The sequence below is a fragment of the Flavitalea plasmicola genome, from assembly GCF_030546645.1.
GTDB lineage: Bacteria > Bacteroidota > Bacteroidia > Chitinophagales > Chitinophagaceae > Puia.
The window spans coordinates 1,005,063-1,027,691 of record NZ_JAUOTO010000001.1 but is presented as its reverse complement, the minus strand read 5'-3'; the positions used below and the strand labels follow the sequence as shown (position 1 = coordinate 1,027,691).

Annotated in this window: 17 protein-coding genes; 10 read left to right on the top strand and 7 right to left on the bottom strand. The window is 52.0% G+C overall.

All coding sequences use genetic code 11. The features are described 5' to 3' along the window. Positions 1 to 47 precede the first annotated feature (47 nt). Positions 48 to 2,657, top strand: coding sequence for a non-ribosomal peptide synthetase (locus Q4E93_RS04120; RefSeq protein WP_303582818.1), 2,610 nt, complete (start codon positions 48 to 50; stop codon positions 2,655 to 2,657). 282 nt (positions 2,658 to 2,939) lie between these two features. Here Q4E93_RS04120 and Q4E93_RS04115 read toward each other — a convergent pair whose 3' ends face one another. Both Q4E93_RS04115 and Q4E93_RS04110 read right to left on the bottom strand, forming a co-directional pair. Beyond that, positions 2,940 to 3,326 carry a response regulator gene (locus Q4E93_RS04115; protein ID WP_303582817.1) on the bottom strand — a complete coding sequence of 129 codons (387 nt, stop codon included), beginning with the start codon at positions 3,324 to 3,326 and terminating at the stop codon, positions 2,940 to 2,942. Positions 3,327 to 3,358: 32 nt separating this feature from the next. Next, a complete protein-coding gene (locus Q4E93_RS04110) occupies positions 3,359 to 6,721 on the bottom strand; it encodes a CheR family methyltransferase (RefSeq protein ID WP_303582816.1) in 3,363 nt (1,120 codons plus the stop codon). A gap of 195 nt (positions 6,722 to 6,916) precedes the next feature. On the opposite strand from Q4E93_RS04110, the gene Q4E93_RS04105 reads away from it, so the two are divergent. The 3 genes from Q4E93_RS04105 to Q4E93_RS04095 all read left to right on the top strand — a co-directional run bounded on the left by Q4E93_RS04105 (position 6,917) and on the right by Q4E93_RS04095 (position 9,079). Next, entirely contained in the window at positions 6,917 to 7,474 is a 558-nt protein-coding gene (locus Q4E93_RS04105; RefSeq protein ID WP_303582815.1) for a helix-turn-helix domain-containing protein, read from the top strand. Between the two features lie 71 nt (positions 7,475 to 7,545). After that, complete coding sequence (locus Q4E93_RS04100; protein WP_303582814.1) at positions 7,546 to 8,619, top strand: 3-oxoacyl-ACP synthase III family protein; 1,074 nt, start codon at positions 7,546 to 7,548, stop codon at positions 8,617 to 8,619. Positions 8,620 to 8,656: 37 nt separating this feature from the next. Continuing rightward, a complete protein-coding gene (locus Q4E93_RS04095; RefSeq protein WP_303582813.1) occupies positions 8,657 to 9,079 on the top strand; it encodes a cupin domain-containing protein in 423 nt (140 codons plus the stop codon). 2 nt (positions 9,080 to 9,081) lie between these two features. On the opposite strand, the gene Q4E93_RS04090 is transcribed toward Q4E93_RS04095, so the two are convergent. Continuing rightward, the gene (locus Q4E93_RS04090) at positions 9,082 to 9,747 is read right to left on the bottom strand and encodes a DNA alkylation repair protein (RefSeq protein ID WP_303582812.1); all 666 of its coding nucleotides are present in this window, start codon (positions 9,745 to 9,747) and stop codon (positions 9,082 to 9,084) included. A 28-nt stretch (positions 9,748 to 9,775) separates the two neighbouring features. Continuing rightward, on the bottom strand, positions 9,776 to 11,899 hold the full coding sequence (locus Q4E93_RS04085; RefSeq protein ID WP_303582811.1) for a discoidin domain-containing protein: 2,124 nt from the start codon (positions 11,897 to 11,899) through the stop codon (positions 9,776 to 9,778). Between the two features lie 65 nt (positions 11,900 to 11,964). On the opposite strand from Q4E93_RS04085, the gene Q4E93_RS04080 reads away from it, so the two are divergent. Together Q4E93_RS04080 and Q4E93_RS04075 are read left to right on the top strand one after the other, a co-directional pair. Further along, complete coding sequence (locus Q4E93_RS04080; protein WP_303582810.1) at positions 11,965 to 13,365, top strand: C45 family autoproteolytic acyltransferase/hydrolase; 1,401 nt, start codon at positions 11,965 to 11,967, stop codon at positions 13,363 to 13,365. 8 nt (positions 13,366 to 13,373) lie between these two features. After that, complete coding sequence (locus Q4E93_RS04075) at positions 13,374 to 13,508, top strand: hypothetical protein (RefSeq protein ID WP_303582809.1); 135 nt, start codon at positions 13,374 to 13,376, stop codon at positions 13,506 to 13,508. A 23-nt stretch (positions 13,509 to 13,531) separates the two neighbouring features. On the opposite strand, the gene nudK is transcribed toward Q4E93_RS04075, so the two are convergent. Beyond that, positions 13,532 to 14,110, bottom strand: coding sequence for a GDP-mannose pyrophosphatase NudK (gene nudK, locus Q4E93_RS04070; protein WP_303582808.1), 579 nt, complete (start codon positions 14,108 to 14,110; stop codon positions 13,532 to 13,534). A 75-nt stretch (positions 14,111 to 14,185) separates the two neighbouring features. Here nudK and Q4E93_RS04065 point away from each other — a divergent pair, with 75 nt between their 5' ends. Together Q4E93_RS04065 and Q4E93_RS04060 are read left to right on the top strand one after the other, a co-directional pair. Continuing rightward, complete coding sequence (locus Q4E93_RS04065) at positions 14,186 to 14,851, top strand: ferredoxin reductase domain-containing protein (RefSeq protein ID WP_303582807.1); 666 nt, start codon at positions 14,186 to 14,188, stop codon at positions 14,849 to 14,851. A 75-nt stretch (positions 14,852 to 14,926) separates the two neighbouring features. After that, positions 14,927 to 17,227, top strand: coding sequence for a helix-turn-helix domain-containing protein (locus Q4E93_RS04060; RefSeq protein WP_303582806.1), 2,301 nt, complete (start codon positions 14,927 to 14,929; stop codon positions 17,225 to 17,227). Positions 17,228 to 17,251: 24 nt separating this feature from the next. Here Q4E93_RS04060 and Q4E93_RS04055 read toward each other — a convergent pair whose 3' ends face one another. After that, entirely contained in the window at positions 17,252 to 19,621 is a 2,370-nt protein-coding gene (locus Q4E93_RS04055; protein WP_303582805.1) for an ABC transporter permease, read from the bottom strand. Positions 19,622 to 19,762: 141 nt separating this feature from the next. Between Q4E93_RS04055 and Q4E93_RS04050 the strand changes: the two genes are divergently transcribed. After that, positions 19,763 to 20,347 (top strand): hypothetical protein, encoded by a 585-nt coding sequence (locus Q4E93_RS04050; protein WP_303582804.1) that lies wholly within the window; start codon positions 19,763 to 19,765, stop codon positions 20,345 to 20,347. Positions 20,348 to 20,378: 31 nt separating this feature from the next. Continuing rightward, on the top strand, positions 20,379 to 21,575 hold the full coding sequence (locus Q4E93_RS04045; protein WP_303582803.1) for a phospholipase D-like domain-containing protein: 1,197 nt from the start codon (positions 20,379 to 20,381) through the stop codon (positions 21,573 to 21,575). A gap of 42 nt (positions 21,576 to 21,617) precedes the next feature. On the opposite strand, the gene Q4E93_RS04040 is transcribed toward Q4E93_RS04045, so the two are convergent. Then, positions 21,618 to 22,628: a metal-dependent hydrolase gene (locus tag Q4E93_RS04040; RefSeq protein WP_303582802.1), complete on the bottom strand. Its 1,011-nt coding sequence runs from the start codon at positions 22,626 to 22,628 to the stop codon at positions 21,618 to 21,620. Position 22,629 lies beyond the last annotated feature (1 nt).

Below are 22,629 nucleotides of genomic sequence, written 5' to 3'. Positions count from 1 at the left end.
AAGGCTGAACTGATCTACCCTTTTACATACCTGCCTTATCTAGTCTAATGACTTTAACAAACGACATCGCCATATCCTCCAATACGTGGCCGTATTCCTGTCAGGGACTCATCAGCCGCACAGCCCGGCAATATCCCAATAAAACCGCCCTCGAATTCAATGGCCAGGCCTTTACCTATCGACAGCTGATCGGCCAGGCCAATCAATTAGCCGGATTATTGCTTGCCCGGAACCTCCAGCCGGAGGACATCGTAGCGCTGATCATGGACCGGTCGCCCGATATGCTGATAGCCATGCTGGCCATCATGCGCACTGGCGCATCCTATCTGCCCATCGATCCTGAATACCCTGAAAGCTTCATAAGATTCATGCTGGAAGATTCCTCCGCCAGTCTCGTGTTTACTTCCCGCAAATACGCTAACCGCTTCCATAGCAGCACAAAAGAGCTATATATGGAGGACTGCAGGAACAAGCTGCAGGACTATTCCGATGAAGATCCTAATACTGTCATTGAAGGCCATAGCCTGGCCTATACTCTTTATACCTCCGGCTCTACGGGCCGCCCCAAGGGTGTTCAGATAGAGCATCATAGCCTGCTTAATTTCCTGGTCAGCATGCAGCAGCTACTGGGGATCAGGCCCGGCGACCGCCTCCTCGCCGTCACCACCGTCTGCTTTGATATCTCGGGCCTCGAGCTTTACCTGCCCCTGGTTGCCGGCGCAGCGCTGGTCCTGGCGGACAGGACGACGGCAAAAGACGCCCGGCTCCTGCTGGATATGATCCGGGCTGAAAAAATCAGTATCATGCAGGCCACCCCTTCCACCTGGAAATTGATGCTGGACGCAGGCTGGGATACACCGCTTCCGCTGAAGATATTGTGCGGCGGCGAGGCCATGACAAAACCCCTGGCCGAAAGACTGACTACCCTGGGACAAAAGGTATGGAACCTGTATGGCCCCACCGAAACCACTATTTGGTCGGCCATCAAAGAAATAAAGCCTTCGGACAAGGTCATCTCCATTGGATGGCCCATTGCCAATACACAGATCTATATCCTTGATGAAAACCTCCTTCCGGTGGCCGAAGGAATGGCCGGAGAGATTTATATAGCAGGTGAAGGAGTGGCGCGAGGATACCTCCGCCGGCCCGAACTAAATACCGAAAGATTTGTCATCAATCCCTTTTCAAAAGACAACAGCTCTAAAATGTATCGCACGGGCGACCTGGGTACCTGGCTTCCCAATGGGCAGATCCTGCTCCACGGAAGGGTCGATGCCCAGATCAAAATAAGAGGGTTTCGGATAGAGCCGGGAGAAATTGAAGCCGCGCTGGTCTCCTATCCGGCTGTCAAAGAGGCCGTGATAAAAGGCAAAGACGATCAGTTGATCGCTTACGTCATTTTGCAACAGCCTGCATCCGAAATCCCGATGATCGCTTCATCGCTGTCGCGTGACCTTCGACAAATGCTGAAAGAGCTGTTGCCGGAGCATATGATACCGCAGTATGTGATCATCCTGGACAAATTTCCCCTGACGTCCAATGGCAAGATCGACAGAAATGCCTTACCGGACCCTTCGCCCGAGGTGGCCAGGGATACGACTTATGCCCCTCCCCGGACGGCGACCGAAAAATTAGTGGCCCATGCCTGGTCCACCTATCTTTCCCAGGACCAGATAGGCCTCCACGACGATTATTTCGATCTGGGCGGCAGCTCGGTTTCCGGCCTGCAGATCATGACCTTCCTGGAAAAAAACACCGGTAAAAGACTACCGCTGTCCACGCTCTTCCGGGCCCCCACCGTAGAAAAACTCTCTGCCTTGCTGGATGCCGATAAGCCTTCCATATCATGGGAACCGCTGGTGCTTATACGACCTGGAGTGGAGAGACCTCCTCTCTACATCCTGCAGGGATATGGCATGAATGTCATTGGGTTTAATAATATTGCGCGGTACATGCATCCTGATCAGCCAGTCTATGGCTTTCAGCCAAAAGGCCTCAATGGCATCGATGAGCCCCATGGCACCATTGAAGCCATTGCCATGGAATATGTAGAGGCGATCCTCCGGGTAAACCCCGACGGCCCTTATTACCTCGCGGGATACTCCTATGGAGGGGTGGTGGCATTTGAGATGGCGCAGCAATTGGTGGCCAGGGGCAAACAGATCGGCATGCTTGCAATCATCGATACCTATACCAATAACATGAAAAACGAACGGGGATGGGCAGCCGCCTTACTACGAAAGGTCTTCCGGCAGTTTCCCAAATTCAGGTTTGTGCTGAAGAATCTGCGCAAATACCCAAAGCCAACCATCGCATACCAGCGTGATTTCTTTACCCGCAAGATCAGGGCCTTCCTCGACCTTTTTCGCTCCTCCCGCGGCCCGAGTACGCCTGAAGAAAGGATAGATGACCAGTATGTCAAAGCGTATGAAAATTATCGCATGCGCCTCTATGATGGCAGCATCGATCTCTTCAGGGTAAAGATCCGCCTCTATTTCCTCGATGACCTGGAATATATGGGATGGAGACCTTTTGTTAGCAAGGAGATCACTATTCATGAAGTACCGGGTGATCACAGCACCTTTCTTCTATCGCCAAACGATCAGGCATTCGCCGCCATCCTGCAGCGCACTATGGATGAGCACATCGCCAAATGACCTACTCCCGGTGTTACTGACGACTTAAATAACCATTCCTCAACAATTTACTGAATTCCGTGATCTCTGCGCGGCAGCCGGTCACTCATGCCGTCGAAATATGTGAATTATGTAAGATTTGCCTGGAAACATATAACAATTGTAGATTTCTTCCCTTCTAATTTTGCCTTTAACTGTTTTAGTGTTAGCGCTGATTAGCAATCCCGTCAAGCCGGGAAAGTCGGTTTAATTTTTCGAAGACCATCACGAGCGGTCATTCCTGGCCGCTCATTCTCTGACTGATTACTCCCATTTCTCCCCCAGCACAAAAGATACCATATAATACACGTCATCCGGGAAGACCGGCTTGGTCATAAAATGCGTAGCGCCCAATCTTTTTAATTCTATTGATTCCTTTACATCCCGGGAGGTCGTATAGACGATAACAGGAATAGGCATAAGCCGTGCGTCCTTCTTTAACTCAACAAGGCAATCCTTTCCGCTCAGGCCTGGCATCCGGAGGTCCAGAAAGATATAATCCGGCAATGGATTGTCGGTATTCCTTAAATATAGCAAGGCTTCCGGGGCATTGCCGGTGGTAATACAGGAGATCGTATCATCCACCTCCTTTGTGGCTTCCAGGAATAATTTCCTGTCATCCTCATCGTCATCCACCAGCATAATGATCATAGCTTATTCTTTTCGTACAATGAAAAGTGCATTCATTGTTCCATAGGCAGGATGATCTGGAAGCTTGCACCTTCTCCCGGTCTGGATTCCGCGGTGATCTCACCGCGATGATTGGACACAATCCGCTGACACAAGGCCAGACCAATACCAGTTCCTTCAAAATGTGAAATTGCATTCAATCGCTGAAATATCTCAAATATCTGCTTCCTGAAATGTGGCTCAAATCCAATGCCATTATCCCGGAAAACGATCTCAAGGTAAGGTTTCTTTCCTTTTAACCCGGCATGCTTCCCGGTCTCTTCTTCCGTCAGAATCCTTGAAGAAATATTGATCAGCGGCGGTACTTCCGCTTTCGCGAATTTAAGTGCATTGCTCAGGAGGTTATAGAACAACTGATTCATCTGAAGGGGCACCGCCTGGATGACGGGCAGGGGATCGTGATGAACCAACGCCTCTTTCTGTTCGATCAGCAAGTCAAAATCATTAATAACATTTTCAAGGACCAGGTTCAGGTCGACGTTTTCAAATATGCTCGAATCCAGGACCTTTGCAAAATTGAGCACGTCCTGGATCAGCGCCGACATCCGTTCGGCCGACGCGTTAATCTTTTGCAGCAACAGCCTGGCTTCATCCCCTACCTCCCGGCTATGCTGCTTATTCAAAATAGCCGCAAAAGTCCTTATTTTCCTCAATGGTTCCTGCAGGTCATGGGAAGCAATGGTCGCATATTGCTCAAGGCTGTTATTGGAATGCGTAAGGGAGATATTGGCATCCATAAGGGAGCTCGTACGTTCCTTTACTTTTCTTTCCAATTCGTCCTCCCTCCGCCTGACCTGTGTAACATCCTCCAGCGCCAGTAAGATCATCGGCTCGGCCGTATCATTCTGAAAGATACGGCTGGCATTCAGATACAGGATGCTATCTCCGGCTCCGTCGAAGCGATGTCTGACCTCGAAGTCCGTGATCCTTCCCTTGACCGTGAGTATCCCGTCCAGCATTGCATGCAGACCTGGCAGGTCCCATTGTCCCTTACCCAGCGAAAAAAAAGATTTCCCCTCTGTATCCTCTTCCGAAGTGTTGAATTTATCATAGTAGGCCCGGTTCGCCGTCTTTACCCTCATCTGCTTATCCAGTACGACCAACGGCTCGCGAATAGTAGCCACAATGGACTCTGCATACTGACGGGCTAAGATCAACTGTTCGTTCCTGTCCACCAGCTCCTGGTTCAGGGTCGTGAGCTCTTCGTTAGTGCTCTGTATCTCCTCTTTCGAAGTTTCCAGCTCTTCGTTCAGGCTTTGGAGCTCCTCGCTTCCGGACAGCAGCTCTTCATTAGCGCTTTGCAATTCCTCATTCACCGCCTCCTGGTCTTCCGTTATGCTCCTCATATCTTCCCGAAGCTGGGCCAGCTCCCTTTCCAGCTGTTCGATACGCAGCCCCTCCACACTGTGCTGCTGCATCGCAGGGTCTGCTTCCACCCCTGTCTGCGGATGGCCGCTGCTGCCCTGTAAAACCATCTCCTCCCGGAAAAGGATCAGGTAATAAGGTTCCACTGTATTTGACAGGGGAGCTATCTCTATCGTCACCGATTGCTTTTTCCCCATGAACAGGAAAGGTATATGCCCCTTAACCTCTGCCTTATTATTAGTTTTTGCTTTGTGCAGGGCATTCCTCAGCTCAAAAGCGAGCCCCTCCCTTGCCATTTTCAGGACATTATGGCTGGGTTTGCCCGGAGACGGCTCCAGCCAGGTGCCCGTAGACCCCCGGAACTGAACGATATCAAAGTGCTCATTCACAACGACACCCGGAGGGGCGTACTTCGTAAGTATCGCCTCATCGGCGCTTTTCTGAAAATCGTCACGGGACGGTTCTTTTCTTATCATATTGGCCATATTACCAGGCGCATTTGTGGCGCGTTCGGCAGTCAAAGGCATCGTTCGCCCCGCCACCGCCTTGCGAATATATAATTTCTCGTGCTTCCCTATCACTGTGAACAGATCGGCGGTAGGAGCTATGGTCTCAGAATTTCCCAGCAGAAGATACCCGTTCGCTTTCAAAGCGTAATGAAACGTCTTCAACGCCCTCTTCTGCAAAATAGGATCCATATAGATCAGCACATTCCGGCAGCTGATGAGATCCATTCTGGCAAATGGCGGATCCTTCAAAAAATTGTGACACGCGAACACGCACATGTCCCGGATGGATTTGTTGATCTGAAAACTTCCGTTCACCTTGGTAAAATATTGCTGTAGCCTGGCTGGAGAGAGCCCTTCGACGTCCCGGCGGGAATATAGCCCGCTCCTGGCTTTTGCTATAGACCGCTCGGAAATGTCCGTAGCAAAAATCTGTATCTTGACGTCTGCCGTCCGGGCGCCCAAATACTCACACAGGCAGATCGCCATGGAATAGGGTTCCTCTCCCGTTGAACAACCTGCAATCCAGATCCGCAAAGGATTGGCCATATCCTTCTCTTTCAACAATTGCGGAAAAATCGATTCACACAAGAAGCTATAGACCTTCGGATCCCGGAAAAAGCTCGTCACCGGGATCAGCAGGTCCTGGTATAAAAGTTCCTGCTCCGACGTATTCTCTTTGAAAAAGGCAAGGTAAGCCTCCACATCCTGTATCTTATTCAGGCCCATCCTCCGGATGATCCGTCTGCGGACCGTAGTTTGCTTATAGTAAGCAAAATCCGTCCCTTTTCTGGCACGCAAAATATACAACAGCTCGCGAAAGGCATTCTCCCTGGTGTGCGGCACCTCCTGGATGCCTTCTGCAAGGCCATTCCTAGAGGTTTCCGCCAGCCGTACCAGCTGCAAAGGGATCTCTTCAGGTGCAAGCACAAAATCCACCACCTCGGCATCGATCGCGCTCTGAGGCATCCCCGGTGAAGCAGTGGATAATGGCTGTTGCGCAAAAGTGAAGCCGCCATGCTCCTTGATCGCCTTCAATCCAAGCGTGCCATCCGTCCCCGTGCCCGACAACACGATGCCGATGGCCTGCCCCTGGTATACCTCTGCCAGGGAAGTAAAAAAGAGATCTATAGGCCTGTTCCTGGCATTGTCAGATAACCGCGGGCTTAACTGCAGCCTGCCTTCGCTGACCGTCAACAATTTGTTGGATGGAATGATATAAATACGACCGGGCTCCATCAGCACATTGTCCGTGATCTCCAGTATCGGTGTGGAAGTTACTCTTTGGAGAATGTCGGGCAACAGGCTTTCATGTGTCGGCTCCAGGTGCTGTACCAGGATAAAAGCCATCGCCGGGTGCTCAGGGATAGCCCTTAGCATTCTCCTGAAGGCATCCAGCCCGCCCGCGGATGCTCCTACCCCCACCACAGGGAAAAGACCCGGCAAAAACGGCAGGCTAACATCTTCTTTTTTAGAATTAGCCATTATTCAATGCTCGATTTGATGGACAAAATGTCGCCGACTAAGGTACACATATACGGTCTATTTCCTGCAGTACCTTCATTAAAGATCCCCTGCCCTCAAATTGAAGTTATTTTCGGAAAATTTCAGTAAATTACCATCAGGCGGTTACAGCTTTTACCAACAAAATGGGTTGATCGTTCCCATAAAATGCACTGATTGGAACTCTATATAAAAAATATGGTCTGCCCCTGCTGCCAGAGGGTGGTGGAGTCTGAGCTGGTTAGACTTGGCTTTCACCTGAGATATGTGGACCTGGGTGTAGCTGATATTGAGGAGACGCTTTCGGTCGCACAGCAACAGCTGGTCCGATCGGCCCTGCGTAAGACAGGCCTTGAGCTGCTGGATGACAAAAAAAGCATCCTCGTCCAAAAAATAATCAATACCATCCGCGATGTCGTCCGCTGCTCCGACGAGCCCCTGGTGTACAACCTAAGCGTACACCTGAGTTCCCTGCTCGGCCACGATTATACTTACATGTCCAATCTTTTCTCGGAAAAACTGGGTACCACCATTGAAAAATTCTATATTGTCCGCAAGATCGAAAGAGTAAAAGAGCTGCTCATCGAGGACGGGCTTACACTTACCGCCATCGCCTACAAGATGCACTATAGCAGCGTAGCCCACCTCTCCAATCAATTCAAAAAAGTCACCAGCCTGACGCCCTCCCGCTTCAAACAGCTGCAGGAGAAAAAATATGCCATGTGGAGCTTCTGACCTGTAAATCATGTAAAACTTCAAAGCGAGGCTTTCGGTATCTTTAGGATCTTTCCAAAGTAGCATCTCTCATGCGAGCCTTTATATCTGGAACAGGTAGCTTTATTCCGGCCGGGATCAGGTCAAACCAGGATTTTGCCACCACTGAATTTTACAATGAACAAAAGGAGCGTATCAAGGTCCACACTGCCGAGATCATAGAAAAATTTCAGCAGATCACAGGCATTGCCGCAAGGCGGTATGCAACGGATGATCTGAACGCGTCCGATATGGCCACTCAGGCGGCCATCGCAGCCATCCGGGATGCGGCTGTTGATCCCGAAACCATCGACCAGATGATTGTCGCCCATAACTTTGGCGACACCCACCAGCATGCATGCCAGTCCGAGGCAGTCCCCAGCCTCGCATCGCGGGTGAAAGGCGCCCTGCGTATCAGGAACCCCGACTGCGTAGCCTATGATCTGCTGTTCGGATGTCCCGGCTGGCTCCAGGGATTGATCCAGGCGGACGCCTATATCCGGGTGGGACTGGCCAGGAAATGTCTTGTCATTGGCACGGAGACCCTCAGCCGCGTCATCGACCCCTATGACCGCGACAGCATGATCTACAGCGATGGCGCCGGCGCGGTGGTCCTCGAAGCCCAAACGGCCCCTGCCGCCACCAACGGCATCCTTGGCGCTGTCAGTCAATCCCATACGTACGGAGAAAGCCAATATATCTCCATGGGGCCCTCCTATAGACCCTCTGCTTCCAATAGGCAATATCTCAAAATGCAGGGACGTAAAGTCTATGAATTTGCCCTTAGGACCGTTCCCGCCGCCATGAAAGCCTGCCTGGACAAAAATGGGATTGAAATAAACGAGATAAGAAAGATCTTCCTCCACCAGGCCAACGAAAAAATGGATGTCGCTATTATAAAAGCTTTCTACCAGCTATATGGCAAACAGCAGATACCCGATGACATTTTACCCATGAACATCCGGGAGCTGGGCAATAGTTCCGTAGCCACCATCCCCACCTTGTTCGATATGGTGAGAAAAGGCCGCTTGCCCGGCCATACTTTATGTCCCGGTGATATCGTCCTCTTTGCCTCCGTAGGCGCCGGCATGAATATCAATGCCGTCATTTACAAGCTCCCAAATTAGTTTGAAGATCAGTACTTTTACCCAAAACTTACATGTGATGATTCGCCAACACCTCATTCCATTTTTAGCCGTGCTTCTGCTGATCCAATCAACTCATGGCCATGCACAAGGCCCGATCGTCAGAAAGCAGCTGAAGCTGGCAGAATTTAATAGCCGGCCGGTGTCCAAAGTAGATATACGCGAGATCAACCTGGCGCCCGGACAGAAAGGCCCGCTGCACAAACACCCTTGTCCCGTCGTAGGTTACATTGTTTCAGGCTCAATACTTTTCCAGGTCAAAGGCGATTCGGCCATCATCCTGAAAGCCGGCGATCCCTTCTATGAGCCGGAAGGCGCAGTCATCTCCCATTTTGACAATGCATCCGGCGACATGCCTGCAAAATTTATTCTGAACTATCTGATGGACAAAGAGAAAGAATTCATCATCCTGCTGGACGACAAAGAACGTCCGGTAAAATAACGTTACTTCCACTTCCGGGCCTTCAGCTCCTGCAATGCATTTTGCGCTATCCAGCGGGCAGCCTTATTATCCTGCTTCAATATGCGATCTGCCGTGCGAATCGCTTCATCGCATAAACGCGGATTCCTTTTTCCGATCTGGCGCAAGGCCCAGTTCACCGCTTTCTTTACAAAGTTGCGCCCGTCATCAGCTTCTTTCTCGATCAGGGGCAGAAAAGAAAGGAACACCTTATCTTCCGCTATTTTATCATGTACAGCGTACTCCGCCATCAGCACAAACCCCGCCCGCTTGATAAATTCCTGTTTATGCTTACTGAACTCTTTCGCCTTCGTCACCGCAAACGGCGTTCTGTCAAAAAGATTCCCGCAGACCTGGTCGCAAAGGTCCCATGAATTGAAATCCTTTACCCAGGAATTGATCTGCCCCGCCGTCACCTGCGCAGGATCGTCGATCATGGACGCCAGTATCCGGGCCTCATGGATCCCGGTGGCCCACAACGTCAGCGCAAGCGCATGGTCCTTTTTCATTTTTTTCGCTATTCCCCGCAACACAGGAATGGACACACCTAAGGCATGGGTAATGTCGATGCCAAAGCGTTGCATCCCGCTCCTGCCTGCCGGCGTGCCGTGTTCCCGAAGTTGAGAGAGAATATCTTCGACTGTAGGCATTTTGTAATAATAAATGGTTCCCCCCACCCTAATGTATGCGTACACCCACTTCCGCCACCGTCACCCCGTTGCCCGCAACGACGTGCAGGATGGAGAATTTGAAATAGCGGGCGGACACCGGGTGATCCGGCCGCACTACCTGCTCCAGCGGGTTGGACCTGATATTGGCAAATTCTCCTTCAGCTGCCTTTTGCCAGCTCGCACCATCCTCGCTTGTATAAAAAATATAACGGTCGGCAATGCCTTCCGTCTGTTTATCCTGCCGGGGTAAATAAGTAAAAGCCCTGATGCTCTGCACCTTGCCCATATCTATGCTGATGTCCTGCGGAAATTTCACCCCGGCCGCAGTATCCTTTGACAGGGTACTCCACACCGCCCCTTCGTCTTCATCGATAGCGCTCTCCCGCCTTCCCTGGCCGTCACCGGTGGCAACCTCCCCCATCACCCGCCATCCCGACTTTGACAGCCCCAGTTCCCGTGTGACAACCTCACTGGCCTTTTGGCCCTCTTCAAAGCTGCGCGCCTTGACCACACCTCCATCCACGAATGGGAAAGGTCCCGTATAGACAGGCGATGCAAGCCCCGGCTCCCTGCCATCCAGCGTATAGTGAATGCTGGCCACGGGCGCTGCCGTACGAATGCTTACGATGCCTGTCTTGTCCCTGCCGATGGAAGGCTGCACCAAGTGCGGGGGCTCCTTATACAAGCCAAAGTCGCTCAACGCAATACAAGCACCGGAACCCGTGATCCGCAGCCGTACCTGGCTGGCCGTCACGTTCTGCTGCAGGCGGATCAAACGATTGGCGCCAATACTGGTGCCAGCTCCTATCTGCCGCCAGGTTCCACCCTTCAATACCTCTATCGTAAAAGAGCTGATACGCTGGCCCAGCTTGATATTCTCCCGCAGCCGGATGACATTGAAGGTCTTCGGCTTACCCAGATCTACCACCAGCTGCGGCGTAATGACGGCGTCATCGGAAGCCCAGTAGCTATAACGGTCATTGTCTGTCAAAAACCCAGGACCGTATTTTTTCGGATTATTGCCCCTGGTATTACTGGCAGTGAATCTTGCCCCCTTCGCCAGGTTGACGGCAAAGATCTGTTGCAGCAACGAACCAAACGCCTCCAGCGAGGTCACATCTTGCGGATGCAGCCTGCCTTCCCTGTCCGGCGAAATACCCAGATCGAGGCTGCCTCCCCTACCCACGCTCTGGTAATAGAGATCCAGCAATTGATAGGGCGTTTTCACCTGATCGTCCTGCGAAGCATGATAGAACCAACCCGGACGCAAAGGCACATCGCACTCCGCGGGCATCCAATATTCGCCATTTCTTGTACCCTCCGTAGCCTCCCAGTATTTACTATAACCATTGGAAGGCTTGTTGCCCGTGTCAGGAGCCAGTGGTGTATAGGTGGCCCAGCAGGTAAGGCCGGCATGCCCCTCTTCATTGCCCACCCATCGCACATCAGGACCTACGTCTCCAAAGATCGCCGCCATGGGCTGCAGCGTCCGCACAATGCCCCAGGTCGTATCCCATCCATAATAGACCGTGCGGTCAATTTTTCTTATTTCCCTGGCGCCCCCATAGTAACCATCGCCTCCATTAGCCCCATCATGCCAGGACATGAACAGCGGACCATACTGCGTGCATAGCTCCTTCAGCTGCGCCCGGTAAGTCTGTACATAAGCAGACGAACCATACTGCGGATTGTTCCGGTCCCAGGGTGAGCAATACAGCCCCAGCCGCATACCCAGCTTGTTGCAGGCCAGCTGGTATTCCTTTATCATATCCCCCTTCCCCTCCTTCCAGGGACTTTTGCTGATATTGTGCTCCGTCGTCTTTGTCGGCCAGAGACAAAGGCCATCGTGATGCTTGGCAACGATCACCACTCCCTTGAATCCCCCCGCCCTGGCGGCGCCGACGATCTGCAAGGCATCAAAATGCGCCGGGTTCACCAACGCGGGGTCCTCGTCTCCGAACCCCCATTCCTTATCCGTATACGTATCTACGCCGAAATGAACGATGCAGTACATTTCCGTCTCATTCCAGTTGAGCTGGGCCTTCGAAGGCAATACACCGTAAGGTTTGGGAGGCTCCTGGGCATAACCCATCCCGCTGACCAACACGGACAGCAAAAAAAATCGCTTCATGAAATGCTTTATTTTTCAGGGCCCTAAAGTACATATATACAGAGACATTTTCATTAACTTTAAACATGCACTACTACACGCCAAAATGCCTGCTATTCATCTCCCTGTTTGCCTTCGCCTGCCAGACGGCTAAGAAGGAAGATCTCCTCTCCGAAGCATCCAGGCACGACAATAACGGGTGGATCTATGTCCACCTGGAAGGTACGCCTGCTTCCATCGGCTATCAGCACGGATACCTGCTCGCTCCGGAGATCGACACCAATATCCGGTCTATGGCTTACTTTCTGGAGCACGAGACAAAAAAGGATTGGCAGTTTTACCGGCAATGCGCCGCCAATTTCCTATGGGATAAGGTCGATCGTGAATATAAAGACGAGATCAACGGCATCGTGGCAGGGCTGAAAGCGCGGCATAAGGATTACGACAGTCTCGACATCACCGCGCTCAATGCGATGGAAGAGCTGGCATATTATTACATTCCCCAACTGATGGATAAGCAAAAGCCCGGCAGCGGTGACAACAAAACCCCGGGCAATTGCAGCGCATTCATCGCCACAGGCAGCTATACAAAGGACGGTAAAATAGTGATCGGCCATAACAACTGGACCTCCTACCTCGTAGGCCAGCACTGGAATGTAATTGCCGACATCGTCCCGGAAAAAGGAAGCCGGATGCTGATGGATTGTATGCCGGGCTTCATCCACAGCGGCGACGACTTTGTCATCACCGGCAATGGGATATTGATCACCGAAACGACCATTACCCAGTTCAAAGGCTTCGACTCCACCCAAATTCCGGAATTCGTCAGGGCAAGAAAATCAGCCCAATATTCGAATAGCATCGACGATGTCATCAGGCTCTTCGTTACAGGGAACAATGGCGGCTATGCCAACGACTGGCTCATCGGCGATATAAAGACAAATGAAGTGGCCAAGCTGGAATTAGGCTTGAAAGACCACAAAGTATGGCGGTCAAAGGACACGGCGATCATCGGATCCAATTTTGCCAGCGACCCGAAGCTGATCGCGGAAGAGACCACCTTTTCGATATCCGATACAACTACCTCACCCAATGCCCGCAAAAGGAGAATGGAGCAACTGGTCACCGACCTCAAAGGTAAAATTGACTTAGACCAGGGCAAGTTGATTGAATCGGACCATTACGACGCCATCCATCGTACGAAAGCCAATAACAAATGTGTGGTCTGCGGACACGTCGATGAAGATAGATCAGGCTGCATGGAATGGGATTGGGCCCCCTTCTATCCCGGAGGTACCGTACAAAGCAAGTTGACGACGGCCGATCTGGCAAAAGACCTCAAAATATGGGCACATATGGGACACCCCTGCGGGCAGGACTTCGTGGCCGCACCATTTTACAAACTGCATCCCGAATACGGCTGGCAGGCGAAATACCTCGCCACGCTGAAAGCCTATCCCTGGACTTTATTCGAAGCTCAAAAATAATACGGACCATGCTCAGCACCCACGCTAAACTTGCATTTCGTCAACTGAGGCGGAACGTGCTCCTTGTCGCACTGGCCACCACATTGATGCAATCCCTGAAGGCCGCCGTGGTCAATCCCGTGGACAGCCTTCGTTCGGAATAAAAAGCGCTTGCCGGGGTCGTTTCCTATATTAATCCCTGCAGCTTCGCATACTGCAGGAGCAGGATCGTCTTACCGTCCCGGATCTCCCCGCTCTCCATCATCCCGATCGCCTTGTCTGCATCCAGCTCCAGCACCTCAATGTCTTCCCCTTCATCGACACCACCTCCTTCATGCACCTTCATGCTGCGCTCATACTCCGCCACAAAAAAATACAATATTTCCGTCACGGAGCCCGGCGACATATAAGCTTCAAAGACTTTACGCACATGAGCTACTTTATATCCCGTCTCCTCTTCCGTTTCGCGCCGGATGGCATCCTCGGGGTTGTCCTTGTCCAACAACCCTGCACAAGCTTCGATCAACATCCCTGAAGCATTTCCATTTACAAAGGTCGGCAGACGAAACTGACGTGTGAGGATCACCTTTCTTTCCTTTACATGATACAGCAGGATCGCCGCCCCATTGCCCCTGTCATATGCTTCCCTGCTCTGCGTCTGCCAGGAGCCGTCCTTCTTCTCCATTTGATACGTCACCTTGCGCAACGTGTACCAATTGTCGGAAAGAACTTCTGTCTTAATAATGCGCACATTTGCATTTTTCATGCTTCAAATGTAAGTTTTTCCGCCGCCACTTCCCCTCCCGGTGAAAGTTCCACACCAATCTTCGTAAATTGTATCATGGAAAAAATCGTTAAAATACTGTCCATCCGGGATGTGACACATGACGTAAGGTCTTACCAGATCGAAAAGCCCGATGACTATAAGTTTGAGCCGGGCCAGGCAACGGAGGTCTCCATCAACAAAGACAAATGGAAGGACGAGCGACGCCCGTTCACTTTCACCAGCCTCAACGAATGGCCTTTCCTGGAATTCACCATCAAATCCTACCACGACCACGAAGGCGTCACTAATGAGCTGAGCAAACTAAAGGCAGGAGACGAGCTGATCCTCCGTGACGTTTGGGGGGCCATTTCCTATAAAGGCCAGGGCTGCTTCATCGCCGGGGGAGCAGGCATCACCCCCTTTATTGCCATTCTCCGGCAATTGCACAAAGAAGGCAATATAAAAGACAATCAGCTCTATTTCTCCAATAAGACCAGCATGGACATCATCCTCAAAGAGGAATTCGACACCATCCTGGGACCCAATGCCCATTACATCGTGACACGGGAAGATAATCCCGCCTACGCGAAAGGCCCCATCAATAAGGAATTTCTCCTGCGCGAAATAAAAGACTTCAGCAAACCTTTCTATATCTGCGGACCCGACAAAATGGTGGCTGATATTGGTCAGGTCCTCACGGAGCTGGGCGCCAACCCCGAAAGCATCGTCTTCGAAAAATAGCCCCACCTTGCCCACACCCGCTGTGCAATACTTTAAAAAAATACCATCCGGCTTTTTTTTAACTTGCATCCCCTTATGCAGCCCGATCATAACAATCCCGATTTTCAGCTGGCGGCCCGGTTTGTCAACCAGACCGGCAGGTCTGTATTCCTCACCGGCAAGGCCGGCACAGGCAAAACGACCTTCCTGCAATTCATCAGGGATAATGCTTTCAAAAAGCTGGCCGTCGTGGCGCCCACCGGCGTAGCAGCCATCAATGCAGGCGGCACCACCATGCACTCATTCTTCCAGCTGCCTTTCGGGCCCTTCATTCCCACACCTCAATATGGATGGAATCTCGACCGGTCTAATGTCTCTGACCCCAACAGCCTCTTTTCCAACATCCGTCTGACTGCCAATAAGCGTGAGCTGCTGCAGGAGCTGGAGCTACTGATCATCGATGAGATCAGTATGGTCCGGGCAGACATGCTGGATGCCGTAGACACCATCCTCCGCCATTTCCGCCAGCAATCCCTGGTCCCTTTCGGAGGCGTACAGGTCCTCTATATCGGAGACCTGTTCCAATTGCCTCCCGTCGTATCCCAGGAAGAATGGCGCCTGCTGAAGGAATATTACAACAGCCCCTTCTTCTTTGACGCAAAGGTCATCCGGGAACAGCCGCCCGTCTACCTCGAATTAAAAAAGATCTATCGTCAGCAGGAGACGGCTTTCATCGACATCCTCAACAACATCCGTAACAATCGCGCAACGCCCTATGACCTTGAAAAGCTGCACGATCACTATGAACCCGACTTTACCCCACCGAAAAACAGCAACTACATCACTCTTACTTCCCATAATGCCCGCGCCGAGCACATTAACCAGGCCGAGCTGGGCCGGCTGCAAGGCAAGCTGCACGCATTCGAAGCCACCGTTACCGGCGAGTTCAACGACAAGGCCTTCCCGGCCGAAAAAACCTTGCAGCTCAAGGAAGGCGCCCAGATCATGCTGATCAAAAATGACAAAGGGGAGACCCGGCGCTATTTCAATGGCAAGATCGGCGTCATCAAAAAGATAGGAGAAAAGATCACCATCCAATTTCCCAATGAGCCGGAGGACCTGGTCCTGGAAAAGGAGATCTGGAGAAACATCCGCTATCAATATGACAGGGAAAAGGACAAGATAGAAGAAGAAGAATTAGGCACCTTCTCTCAATACCCTATCCGGCTTGCGTGGGCCATCACCATCCACAAAAGTCAGGGGCTCACGTTCGACAAAGCCGTTATAGATGCAGGCGCGTCCTTTGCACCGGGACAGGTATACGTTGCGCTCAGCCGGCTCCGGTCCATCGACGGATTGGTGCTGCAGTCCCGCATCCTCCCTTCTTCCATCAGCACGGACCCCAGGGTCATTGACTACACGGACAGCAGGATGTCGGACCACGAGGCCAGGGCCCATCTGCAGCAGGAACAGCACGCCTATATTCATGGCTCGTTGCAAAAAACCTTCGAATGGTCCCGTATCACCGAGGCCTTGCGCGATCACCACGCAGGGTATGATCACCGGCAAGTGCCGAACAAAATAAAGGCCATTAGCCTGTCGGTATCCTGGCTGGAGAAAGCCGTGCATCAGCACGAGACAGCTATCAAATTCTCCCGGCAGCTGGACCACCTGCTCTCCTCCGCACAAAACGACGGCTACGCACAGTTGCACCAGCGCATATATGCAGCAGCAACCTACTTCATACGCTCCCTGGAAGAAGAGCAGCTGCAACCTTTGCAGCGGCACATGGAAGAAGTAAAAATTCAGAAGAAGATCAAGAAGTATCTCACGGAATTAAAAGAATTGAAGTCCATCCTCTTCCGCAAAAAACAGCAGTTGGAAGATGCCCTGCAAATGGTGGAAGGTCTGCAAAAAGGTGTCGATACGACCCAGCTCCTCACTGGCCTGCAGGACGCCAGAAAAAGCCGGGAAACTCCTTCCGTAGAGGACACCGCCCCGGAACCGCCCACTGCTACAGCGAAAAGCAAAACGCCCAAGGGCGAGACCCATCGCATCAGCCTTCATCTCTATAAGGCCGGCATCTCCATTGCAGAGATCGCCGCCCGGCGTAACATGGCAACCACTACCGTAGAAGGGCACCTGGCTTCCTTCATCCCCACCGGAGAGATCGACATAAAGGAGCTGGTCCCCGAAAACAAAATAGAAACCATCCATAGTACTTTCAAGGAGTTGGGCAACACCACCCTGAATGCTCTTAAAGCCAAACTGGGTACGGACTACAGCTTCGGGGAAATACGGGCCGTCCTGCAGTATATTCGTCACAATGACCAACATGCACAGCCCTCCCCCCCGCAGGCCATTCGGCCCGGAGGACGCGATAGCGGCCAATATTAGAAGCGCCAGCAATGCGGGCAGCAATCATTCGGCCCTAAGGCTCTTCACAGGGTTAGCCACCGCCACCTTCATCGCCTGGAAGCTCACCGTCAGCAGCGCTATCAGCAGGGCCGCCCCGCCCGCCAGTAAGAATACCCACCATTGCACGGCAATGTGATATGCAAAGTTCTGCAGCCAGGTGTGCATAGCCCACCAGGCCAGGGGAGACGCCAGGAGAAAGGCGACCAGCACCAGCAGCAGGAACTCCCGCGACAAAAGCCCGAATAAAGTACCGACCTTGGCGCCCAGCACTTTCCGGATGCCGAATTCCTTCGTCCGCTGCTCAGCCGTGAACATGGCCAGCCCCAGCAAACCCAGGCAGGAGATACAGATCGCCAGGCTCGCAAAACAATTCGAAAGACGCTGGACGATCGATTCGCTCTTATACAATTTCTGGTATTCCTCGTCTGCAAAACGGTAGCTGAAGGGGAATTTAGGGTTCAGTTGTTTACATAGCCGCTCAAGCCCCGCCAGGGCCTGTTTAGCCTGGCCCGCCTTTGTCCGGACCATCGCTTCGCCCCACCCCTCCTCCTCTCTCAGCCGGATGATCAGGGGCAAAATGGGGGAATGCAGCGAATTAAAATGAAAATCCCTGAGCACACCCACGATCTGCCCCTTCTTATCCCAAAAGGTCAGCCGCCGCCCGATGGGGTCCTTATATCCGACTTTCTTCAAGGCTGCTTCGTTGAGGATGTATCCCACAGAGTCCGTGGGAAAATCCTTTGAGAAGTCCCTGCCGGCTGCAAGCTGAAGGTGCAGCGTCCTGGCCAGGTCATAACCTACGGACACCTGCGTGAACATGGGCTTGGTGTTCGGGTCCTTGCCATCCCAATCCACGCCAAACGTGGAGTTCTCGATACTGGTAGGGACCTGGCTGATCCGTGTGACGTCACTGACACCCGGCAGTCGAGCGGCCTGCTCCTTGAAAAGTTTATACTTGGCCGTTAGATCTCCTTCCAACGGTATATATAAAAGGTCTTCCCGGTCAAATCCCAGGTTGATCGTCCGGACATAGTTGATCTGGCCCGCTACCACGATCGTTCCGATGATCAGCACGATGGATAAGACAAACTGAAAGACCACCAGACCTTTTCTGAATAAGGCAGCTCCCGCGGTAAATTTCAGGGATCCTTTCAATACCCTGATAGGTTGGAAGGAAGAAAGGACCAAGGCAGGGTAAGAACCCGCAATGGCGCCCGTCATCAGCGTCAGCGCCGCCATCCACAACCAGAAGGAAGTGGAGCCATAAGGAAAATGGATATGCTTGCCGGTCAATTGGTTAAAGGCCGGCAACAGCAGGATCACCATCGCCAGCGCAAAGATCATCGAAAAAAAAGATAAAAGCACGGCCTCGCTGATGAACTGCCGGATCAGGGCCGGACGTACCGCGCCAACTACTTTACGGATGCCGATCTCCTTGGCCCTGTTCACCGAACGCGCCGTCGTTAGGTTCATAAAATTGATACAGGCGATCAGCAGGATAAAAATGGCTACGATGCTGAATAGTCTGACGTATTCGATGCGGCCGCCTGCTATCGCACCATCCTTGAAGCTGGCATGCAAATAAACATCCGCAGCACGCTGCATGCCCAGCTCGATGTGGAACCCTTTGCCCTGCTCTTTATTGTAATTATCCAGGAACCGGGCGATCTTTTTCGTCACCAGGGCGGGATTGGCGTCCTTGCGCAAGAGCAAGAAGGTCGAAGGTCCGTTGTTCCCCCACTCTTTTGCCCAGCTGTTATCCTCCAGGAAAGCATCCCAGTTCAGGAGGTAGTCAAATTTAGTCGAAACATTCTCCGGCAGGTCCTCAAATACTGCCGCCACTGTGAAATTCTTGTTGTTCTGGTAACGGATGGGCTTGCCGATGGCCTCCCGGGGGCTGCCGAAAAAGTCGACAGCCATCTTCCGGGAAATGGCAATGCTGGACGGGCCGGCCAGGGCCGAGGCCGGGCTGCCCTGCAACAAAGGATAGCTGAACATCTGAAAATAATCTCCTCCGGCAGCGCTGCCTTTTTCTTTCAGGATCTTATCCCCCACCTGGAAAGTACTATTGTCCTCCCAGGTAAACCCCGAAGCCATTTCCACCTCCGGCAGCACCTTCTTCATCTCCGCAGCCAGGACTCCCGGCGTGTAATAGCCCGCCTCGACCTTCCCGTCATAATACTGCCGCTCATACACCCGATAGATCCTGTCGCCCATCGCATGAAAGCCGTCCACGCTTTGTTCGTCCCTGATCCACAGCAGGATCAGCAGGCTGCAAGTCATGCCCATTGCCAGTCCGAAAATGTTCAGAAAACTATACCCCTTGTGCTTCCGGAGATTGCGCACTGCGATCTTGAAGAAATTCTTTATCATATGCCCCTTTTTTAATATCTATTTTCCTGCCGGATAAAGGCGCCCGGATCCTATATTTGTTGCATATCAGCTTAAAAAAAATCTTCCGGCAACTAAACCATCTCCCTGAAAAATAGTCTAATCCCCCATAACAACTATATTATGAGACGAATCTATGGTGTAATGGTTACGCTCGGTTGCATGTTTTGTTTAAGTATGACCATGACGGGCTGCAGCAGCTCGAAGGTATCCAGGGCCAACCTTGTACCTTTTACAAAAGACCTGAGGCAAAAACTGGAAAAAGAGAACATCGACCTGAAGCAGGTGCAATTCTATGTTGACCAGAAGCTTATCCTGGACCGCAACCTAGGAGACCAGAAAATACAGGTGACATCCGGCATCGTTAAGCTGGAGAACGGGAAATATATCAACCAGGTCATCGTCCCCGCCTTTACCCCCGGCGTTTGTGAGAGCGCTGAAGGCGACAAGCTGATGATCAGCTTTGAAAAAGGTAATAACAACCTTCCTTTTGGGCCGGGCAGCGGCTATACATTTAATGAATATTCATTATATGGGACAGAATGGCGGAACGGCACCACCGCGGTGACCTACGATTCCAATAAGTTCAGGGCCCGCTGCGGTACCTGCCAGGACGTAGCCTCCGTCACCCTGCTGGTCCGCAAAAGTATCCTGGACAAGGTCGAGCGCAAATCACGCACCCTGAAAGGACGTACAGTGGGAAAATAGCCGATCTTTGCCAGGCTGATCGAAAGCATCCATGTCTAAGAAAAGAACTCCTAAGTTACTGGCAGGCTATACGCAACACAATAGGGTCAGGCTGGTCCATGGCGGAAAGGACTATTTCACGACCCTAGTTCAGATGATCGATCAGGCGCAATCCCTGATCCATCTGCAAACCTATATTTACGAGGGCGATGAGACAGGACGCATGGTAAGCGATGCCCTGATACGCGCCGCCCGCCGTAACGTACAGGTCTTTATTTTACTGGACGGGTATGCCTCCCAGGACCTCCCCAAACAATTCATCAAAGAGTGGAAAGAGGCCGGCATCCGTTTCCGCTGGTTCTGGCCTCTGCTCAAAAGCCGGAATTTCTACCTGGGGCGGCGCATGCACCATAAAGTAGCGGTCGCAGACGGAGCCCGCGGACTGGCAGGCGGGGTCAACATCAGTGACAGGTACAACGACATCGGAGGCCAGAAAGCCTGGCTGGACCGGGCGCTCTTCGTCGAAGGAGAGGCTGCCTTGAAGCTCCATATCATCTGCCGTGACATGTGGACTAAAGCGTACTGGAAAAAGGATGAAGGCCGTAAAGAAAATTTTCCATGGCTGCCCGGCACCACCCCCGCGGAAGAATGCCAGGTGAGAGTGCGGCGCAACGATTGGGTGCAGGGAAAAAGCCAGATCTCGAAAAGCTACCTGGAAATGCTCCGGAATGCCCATTCCCGTGTTACCATCTTGTCCAGCTATTTCCTGCCCGGCACCTTCTTCCGCCGGCACATGGCCCTGGCCTCCCGCCGTGGTGTAAAGATCAGGATAATCGTTGGCGGTATCTCCGACGTGAAAATCTCCCGGCTCGCAGAACAATACATGTACCGTTGGCTCTTTCGCAACCATATCGAAGTATACGAGTACCAGGACACCGTCCTCCACGGCAAGATGGCCGTCTATGACGGACAGTGGATGACCAATGGTTCCTATAATGTAAATAAGATCAGCGCCTATGCCAGTGTGGAATTGAACATGGACGTCCGCAATGCCGCGTTTGCGACAAAAGTGGAACAGGAGCTGGATGAGATCATCAGGGAACATTGCATCCGGATCACCGAGGAGAACTTCAATCACTCGGTCTACAGGCAGTTCCTGCAATGGTCGGCTTTTCAGATCATACGGTTCCTCTTCTTCCTGTTCACATTTTATTTTCGCCAGGAAAAAGGCACTTCGTCCGTTCCTTGATCTTTCCTGGCTTGCAGCTTGTAGCTCGCAGCTCAGAGCTGACTAATCCCCCTTTATTTTCCTGATAAAAGTCCGAAAGGTCTCTTTATTCCATCCCGCAAAACGCCCCCTTTGCAGGATCACGGCATTATCGCCCGGCCGCTGTAAGTAATAATGAAACACGAATCGCGCCTGTCCGTTCTCCCATCCCCTTATTTGTCCAAACCTCAGATCATTGAACACCAGCGTGTCCCCCCATTGTTCGGCCGTATAATACCCCTGGCAAAACCGCATGAGCGCCCGGACGTCCTCCCGTGCCCGCAAAACACCTAAAAGAGAGTCATTACGGGGAAAATAATTGAATGACACCTGCCTGCTCCGCCCTAATAAAGATAAATAACCAGTATGATAGCCCGCCGAATCCTCGGCCACGATATACCATAGCCAGTTATTCAAGGGCGTTGGTGTTGTGAAATATCGTGTATAGTGGATCTGCTGCCGCTGCAAAGCCTCCTTTGCCCACTTGTCTATGCGGTATTTATCCAGCAGACAATAATATAGATAGCAGCAGCTTAAAATCAATCCAAATCTTATCCAGAAACCACGCCGACGGCTCCCGCTCCTGAGGATCAGCAGGGCCAGGAAAGAAATACCAAGCCATATGGAAAAGAACGGATCTGCCACGAACAACACGTTGAACGACACCCGGTAATGACTGAAAGGCTCGAACCACCCCGTCCCATATGCGTTGAAAGCATCCAGGAAAATATGGATAAAAAGCTCCAGGAAAGCAAACAGCAGCCACCTGGACAAGGACATCCCTGCCCCTCGCCATAGCCGCCGCCCCACAAAGGCCAGCAACAGGCCTACTGCCGCCACAAATAAAAGAGAATGAGTAATACCCCTGTGCGCCGTCACGTCATGGGCCGTATCCAGCCAGAAGCTGGCCAGGAAGTCGACATCCGGCAGGCTCTGAGCCACTGCACCCAGCACCATGGCCTTCTTCCCCAGCCTTCGTCCGAACATTGCATCTCCGATAACGGCGCCTAATGCTATGTGTGTGATTGAATCCATA

Excerpts from the sequence above, each read along its gene's own strand:
- Q4E93_RS04085 (WP_303582811.1), bottom strand. The coding sequence starts at position 11,899 with ATGAAGCGATTTTTTTTGCTGTCCGTGTTGGTCAGCGGGATGGGTTAT.
- Q4E93_RS04090 (WP_303582812.1), bottom strand. The coding sequence starts at position 9,747 with ATGCCTACAGTCGAAGATATTCTCTCTCAACTTCGGGAACACGGCACG.
- Q4E93_RS04040 (WP_303582802.1), bottom strand. The coding sequence starts at position 22,628 with ATGGATTCAATCACACACATAGCATTAGGCGCCGTTATCGGAGATGCA.
- Q4E93_RS04115 (WP_303582817.1), bottom strand. The coding sequence starts at position 3,326 with ATGATCATTATGCTGGTGGATGACGATGAGGATGACAGGAAATTATTC.
- Q4E93_RS04065 (WP_303582807.1), top strand. The coding sequence starts at position 14,186 with ATGGAAAAAATCGTTAAAATACTGTCCATCCGGGATGTGACACATGAC.
- Q4E93_RS04095 (WP_303582813.1), top strand. The coding sequence starts at position 8,657 with ATGATTCGCCAACACCTCATTCCATTTTTAGCCGTGCTTCTGCTGATC.
- Q4E93_RS04110 (WP_303582816.1), bottom strand. The coding sequence starts at position 6,721 with ATGGCTAATTCTAAAAAAGAAGATGTTAGCCTGCCGTTTTTGCCGGGT.
- Q4E93_RS04060 (WP_303582806.1), top strand. The coding sequence starts at position 14,927 with ATGCAGCCCGATCATAACAATCCCGATTTTCAGCTGGCGGCCCGGTTT.
- Q4E93_RS04075 (WP_303582809.1), top strand. The coding sequence starts at position 13,374 with ATGCTCAGCACCCACGCTAAACTTGCATTTCGTCAACTGAGGCGGAAC.
- Q4E93_RS04050 (WP_303582804.1), top strand. The coding sequence starts at position 19,763 with ATGAGACGAATCTATGGTGTAATGGTTACGCTCGGTTGCATGTTTTGT.
- Q4E93_RS04100 (WP_303582814.1), top strand. The coding sequence starts at position 7,546 with ATGCGAGCCTTTATATCTGGAACAGGTAGCTTTATTCCGGCCGGGATC.
- Q4E93_RS04120 (WP_303582818.1), top strand. The coding sequence starts at position 48 with ATGACTTTAACAAACGACATCGCCATATCCTCCAATACGTGGCCGTAT.
- Q4E93_RS04080 (WP_303582810.1), top strand. The coding sequence starts at position 11,965 with ATGCACTACTACACGCCAAAATGCCTGCTATTCATCTCCCTGTTTGCC.
- Q4E93_RS04045 (WP_303582803.1), top strand. The coding sequence starts at position 20,379 with ATGTCTAAGAAAAGAACTCCTAAGTTACTGGCAGGCTATACGCAACAC.
- nudK (WP_303582808.1), bottom strand. The coding sequence starts at position 14,110 with ATGAAAAATGCAAATGTGCGCATTATTAAGACAGAAGTTCTTTCCGAC.
- Q4E93_RS04055 (WP_303582805.1), bottom strand. The coding sequence starts at position 19,621 with ATGATAAAGAATTTCTTCAAGATCGCAGTGCGCAATCTCCGGAAGCAC.